The 5,621-nt window shown below is 32.9% G+C and carries 5 protein-coding genes; 1 reads left to right on the forward strand and 4 read right to left on the reverse strand.

What is annotated here, in order from left to right; genetic code table 11:
• Positions 1-318 precede the first annotated feature (318 nt).
• The 4 genes from HMPREF3264_RS05425 to hemE form a co-directional block, all read right to left on the reverse strand.
• The gene (locus HMPREF3264_RS05425; protein WP_070872327.1) at positions 319-873 is read right to left on the reverse strand and encodes an RBBP9/YdeN family alpha/beta hydrolase; all 555 of its coding nucleotides are present in this window, start codon (positions 871-873) and stop codon (positions 319-321) included.
• Between the two features lie 144 nt (positions 874-1,017).
• A complete protein-coding gene (gene hemY / locus HMPREF3264_RS05430; RefSeq protein ID WP_070872329.1) occupies positions 1,018-2,412 on the reverse strand; it encodes a protoporphyrinogen oxidase in 1,395 nt (464 codons plus the stop codon).
• A gap of 275 nt (positions 2,413-2,687) precedes the next feature.
• Positions 2,688-3,611, reverse strand: a complete 924-nt coding sequence (gene hemH / locus HMPREF3264_RS05435; RefSeq protein WP_070872331.1) for a ferrochelatase — start codon at positions 3,609-3,611, stop codon at positions 2,688-2,690.
• Between the two features lie 74 nt (positions 3,612-3,685).
• Positions 3,686-4,720 carry a uroporphyrinogen decarboxylase gene (gene hemE, locus HMPREF3264_RS05440; RefSeq protein ID WP_070872333.1) on the reverse strand — a complete coding sequence of 345 codons (1,035 nt, stop codon included), beginning with the start codon at positions 4,718-4,720 and terminating at the stop codon, positions 3,686-3,688.
• Positions 4,721-5,059: 339 nt separating this feature from the next.
• Between hemE and traP the strand changes: the two genes are divergently transcribed.
• Positions 5,060-5,563, forward strand: coding sequence for a signal transduction protein TRAP (gene traP, locus HMPREF3264_RS05445; RefSeq protein WP_070872335.1), 504 nt, complete (start codon positions 5,060-5,062; stop codon positions 5,561-5,563).
• Positions 5,564-5,621 lie beyond the last annotated feature (58 nt).

Here is a 5,621-nt window from a genome sequence, read left to right on the forward strand (position 1 = left end):
CCATCCCGCGCCAATATTATTTTTGACTACCTTATTATCTTACCATTTTCGTCTTTACAATGTCAATACTTTTTTAAAGAAATTTAACATTTCGTTCATTTCAACTTTAAATCAATTTGTGATAATTGAAATGAATGACGTCTCAAATAAGTACTTTATTAGTATATAAATTACAATACATTTCGTCAATATTGTTTTGAAATTAAATTGTGTAAAAAATTACCTCATATATCTTTTTATATTTTTCTTTACTAAAATATATACTTCACAAGTTCATCTAATACTTTTAAAGCACGCTTAGCATTGAAACTATACAAATTACCTTGTCATGTAACCTTGCATTCTAGATTGTAAAGAAGTAAATGTTGTGAACCCCTCATCTTCTAGAAAGTGTCCGCCCTCTTCAACGATACGTATTTTTCCATTCAACGTATCCATTAATCTTTTCGTTTCTTTATAAGAGACGTATTTGTCATCTTTTGAAGAAAGACCATAAAAGTGATCGACCTGTGATTTCACTTTTTCATAATTAATAGAAATGCCGTCTAAATTTACATTCTCATCGATAACATGAGCATCTTCTTTAAAACCTGCGATGCTAAATAATCCTTCAATATGATGGTCTGTGCCTTCAATAAATTTCAACGCTGCAATGGTACCAAAGCCATGAGTGACAAAGTATGTATCATATTTGCGAATTCGAATTTGATCTTTCATTTGGCTAACCCATTCATCGATTTGAGCATGAGCATCCGCATCCAAATTAAATAAAGTCACGTGATAACCTTCTAATGTTAAATTATGCTTTAGCCATTCATACCAATGGTTTGTGGCATTTCCATATTTTGAATGTACGATAATCACATCTGTCATGTTCTTCACCTCATAAGTTGATTCAGTTCATCTCTATTTTAAAATAAAAACACTTTAAAAGGAATGATACTACTGCGATAAACTATCACTCTTTCATAGAGCAAAGTTAAATGCAATCATTCTTATTAAAGTGTTATATAAGATTTATAATTCTTCTAAAATTTCTTCGATAGCGTTCTTACCTTGTTGAATGCAATCCGGTAATCCTACAGCTTCAAAAGGAGCCCCTGTGATACGTAATCTAGGGTACGTGTTTTTAATATGTTGTTGAATTGCTTTAATATTCTTAATATGACCTACGTGATATTGAGGCATACTTTTCGGCAAACGATTAACAATTGTAAAATCAGGATCGCCTTTAAACGTCATCATCTGACTTAAATCTCGTCTTACAATAAAGACGATTTCGTCATCCGTATGATCATCAACTACAGTATCGCCTGGCTTACCTACGTATGCTCTGATAAGCACTTTCCCTTCTGGAGTGGTAAATGGCCATTTTTTAGATGTCCACGTACAAGCTGTGATATCAGTCTTACTGGTACGTGCGATCACAAATCCTGTGCCATCGTATGTGTTTTCAATATTTTTGTCGTCAAATGCCATCACGACAGTTGCTACAGTAGTTGAATCCATATTATTAAAGTAATCAAATGCTGGATCATGATGGAACCATTTCATAAACACTTGTTGTGGCGTTGTAACTAACACGCCTTCGAAACGCTCGCTCTCATTATCTAACACGATTTCGTAATCTTTTTGATAGACTTTAATATCATTAACTGTCGTATTATAACGAATATTGACGCCTTTATTTTGCACATCTTTAGCAAGCGCTTCAATAAATGAACTAAGTCCGTGTCTAAATTGTTTAAACTGACCTTTTGGTGCTCCAGGATAAAGTTGACGTCGTTTCACACGTTGTTCTTTCTCATCTTTCATCCCTTTAATCAAACTTCCAAATTGTTCTTCTTTCTCTTTAAAATTAGGAAACGTACTCATTAAACTTAAATCATCAATATTCGTACCATAAATTCCACCCATCAATGGCTCGATTAAGTTTTCAAGCACTTCATCGCCTAATCTTTGTCTAAAGAAATCTCCTACAGAAATATCATCTTCAATTTCTATCGGCTTCTTAAACAAATCAAGACCAGCTCTTAATTTACCAAGTGGTGAGATTAACTTCGTTTTTATAAATGGCTTAATATCCGTAGGTATGCCCATGATTGAACCACCTGGAATCGGATATAACTTGTTCTTAGCAAATATATACGATTGACCTGTAGTATTGGTAATTAAATCGTTTTCCAAACCAATGTCTTTAGCAAGATCTGTCATAATCGTCTTACGTCCTAAATAAGATTCTGGACCTAATTCAATTGTATATCCATCCTCGCGATATGTTTGTATTTTACCACCTGGACGATTGGACGCTTCAAATATCGTTACTTCTACTGAAGGATCTTGCTTTTTAATAAAATATGCACTCGATAAACCTGTAATTCCAGCTCCAATAATTGCAATTCTTTTACTCAATTGTTTCACGCTTCCTTTCAGACCCGTAAAAATCTATCCTGAAAATGTGTATTATTCTTAAATTTAATTTCCTCAAAAATGAGGCTGGGACATCATTGATTATCTCAGCCTCATTTAACATATTGGCAATAGAACTCCAAATTGAAAGTATTCTTATTTTAAGTTTCTCTCAATACCTGCCATCACTGCCAAGGTGCGATAACACAAATAATTTTACTAAATGTTATTTCTGCTCCGCTCCTATTCAATATTATATATATGCTTTTAACATTATTTTAAAAATGCGCTTTAATTTCGTCAACAATGGCACCGATAAATAAAGGATCCGTATTCGGCATATCGGGACGATAATAATTGGCGCCTACTTCATCACACACGACTTTACACTCATGGTCGTTATCATAAAGAACTTCTAAATGTTCACATACGAAACCGACTGGCGTGTAGATAAAGTTTTTAAAATGATGTTCATTGTATAAATCACGAGTAAGGTCTTGAACGTCTGGTCCTAACCAAGGTGTTCCAGTATTCCCTTCAGATTGCCAACCTTCAGCAACGTGAATGATATTGGAATCTTGTTTAAGTATCTGAGCAGTTTCATGTAATTCGTCTGGATAAGGATCATTATTACGCTCAATTAATCCTTTAGGTAAACTGTGAGCTGAAACAACTAACACCGTTTCATCATGCTCATTTTCTGGAATTTGATTCAATGTTTCATTGATTTTATCAGTCCAGTATTTAATAAATTTAGGTTGATGGTAATAATGCTTAATGTGCGTAAGTTTCATATCATTTTTGTTCGCTTCTTCTTGTGCACGATCATCATATGAACCGACAGAGAAACTTGAATAATGCGGTGCTAATACTACTGTGACAGCTTCTTCTATACCATCTTCATGCATTTTCTCGACTGCATCCTCAATATACGGAGAAATATGTTTTAAACCTAAATATAATTTGAAATTCACATCATCATACGTTTCATTTAAAGCTTGAGTTAACGCTTCAGCTTGTCTATCTGTAGTCCCTGCTAAAGGTGATAAACCTCCGATAAATTCATAACGATCTTTTAAATCTTGTAGTTCTTCTTCAGTTGGTCTTTTACCGTGTCTAATATCAGTATAATACGGCTCGATATCACTCTCTTTATACGGTGTACCGTATGCCATTACTAATAATCCAATTGTTTTACTCATTGATAAAACCTTCCTTTAATTGTTAGTTATCGTTACTTAAGTAAGGTTTGGGAGACACCAAATCTTCAAAAGAACTATTTTTGAGTATATTGATGAACAAACGCGCTCACTTTTCTTAATGTTTCTGGTTTCACTTCAGGAAATACACCATGACCTAAATTGAATATATGTTTACCACGATTCATCCCCTGGTCAAGTATTTCCTTCAAACGTGTTTCTATAACATCCCAAGGTGCTAATAATAATGAAGGATCTAAATTACCTTGCAATGTCTTTTTGACTCCCATATCATCAGCTTGTTTAATTGAAGTTCTCCAATCAAGACCTAACACATCAATTGGTAAATCATTCCACTCATTTATTAAGTGGCTCGCACCTACTCCAAAAAGAATAACTGGTACATCATGATAGGCTTTAATGCCACTGATTAATTTTTCCATGGCTGGTTTAATATAGTAATTATAATCTTGTGTATTCAATGCACCTACCCATGAATCAAAGATTTGAATCAATTCGGCACCTGCTTCAATTTGAGCAACTACATATGTGATTGAAATATCAACAAGATGATTCATTAAAGCAAACCATGTTTCTTCATCACTATACATCATCGCTTTAGTGAAATTATAATTCTTAGAAGGGCCCCCTTCAATCATGTAAGATGCTAATGTAAATGGTGCACCTGTGAATCCAATTAATGGTACATTAAGTTTCTCTTCTGTAAGAAGCTTAATCGTATCTAACACGTAAGGCACGTCACGTTTAGGGTCTATTTGAGATAACTTTTCAACATCTTGAACCGATTTAATAGGATTAGAAATCACTGGCCCTATACCAGATTTAATATCTACATCTACACCTATTGGTTTTAAAGGTGTCATAATATCTTTATAAAGAACTGCCGCATCAGTCTGATAATTGTCCACAGGCAACTGTGTGACATAAGCACATAATTCTGGTTGATGCGTAATTTCGAAAAGTGAATATTTTTCTTTTAATTTGCGATACTCAGGTTGTGAACGTCCTGCTTGACGCATAAACCACACGGGTGTGTGTGACGTTGTTTCACCTTTTATTGTCTTTAAAATCGTATCGTTTTTACTATGCACCTTCGCGTCCTCCTACATTAAAATCATTCTTATCTATAATAGCATATTGTACGCAATTTCGTATTTTATTATGCTTAAATGTCATAAAAAAGACATAGTACTTTTATTTGTAAATCCTAGTTTTATAAAGTTTAAAATAATACTTTATTTTTATTAAAAATCGGGTATTTATTTCGTGGACATTCTAATAAAGTTAAACTAAATATTTAATTATATTTTTAGTTGAATTTGTAATTTTATGAAGAATTCTATTACTTTTTATTAGAAAATCTAGAGTTTTGTTGTAGCAAAAGAAATATTATAATCGTATAATAAATTAAAACAAGGGAGGAATGTATCATGAATTTATATACATCTTATGGGACATACGGATTTTTAAATCAAATTAAACTTAATAACCCAGATCATCAACTATTCCAATTCTCAGCATCTGATACTTCAGTCATTTTAGAAGAAACAGATGAAAAATCAGTTCTCAAACACCCAAGTTCTTATAATGTGCTTTATAGTGTTGAAGATTTTAATGAAGATCATTTCTACTGTGCAATGTTTATTCCTTCTTCTGAGGATCATAGTAATCAATTAGAGAAAAAGTTATTACATTTAGGTGCACCATTTGAATCATTTGCTGGATTCAAAAGTTATCGATTACTTAGACCGTTAGAAGGTAATACTTATAAAATTTATTTTGGATTTGCGAGTCGCACTGCTTACGAAGATTTCAAAGCTTCTGATATTTTCAATGATAATTTCTCAAAAGTGGCTTTAAGTCAATTCTTTGGTGCAAGCGGGCAACATTCTAGCTATTTCGAAAGATATTTATATCCAATTGAAGAACAATAATAACATAAAATAGCTTTGGACAGCGTTGTCCAAAAATAATAGCAGTAAGATGATTTCA

The sequence above is a fragment of the Staphylococcus sp. HMSC62A08 genome, from assembly GCF_001839105.1.
Classification (GTDB): domain Bacteria; phylum Bacillota; class Bacilli; order Staphylococcales; family Staphylococcaceae; genus Staphylococcus; species Staphylococcus caprae.

Excerpts from the sequence above, each read along its gene's own strand:
- traP (WP_070872335.1), top strand. The coding sequence starts at position 5,060 with ATGAATTTATATACATCTTATGGGACATACGGATTTTTAAATCAAATT.
- HMPREF3264_RS05425 (WP_070872327.1), bottom strand. The coding sequence starts at position 873 with ATGACAGATGTGATTATCGTACATTCAAAATATGGAAATGCCACAAAC.
- hemH (WP_070872331.1), bottom strand. The coding sequence starts at position 3,611 with ATGAGTAAAACAATTGGATTATTAGTAATGGCATACGGTACACCGTAT.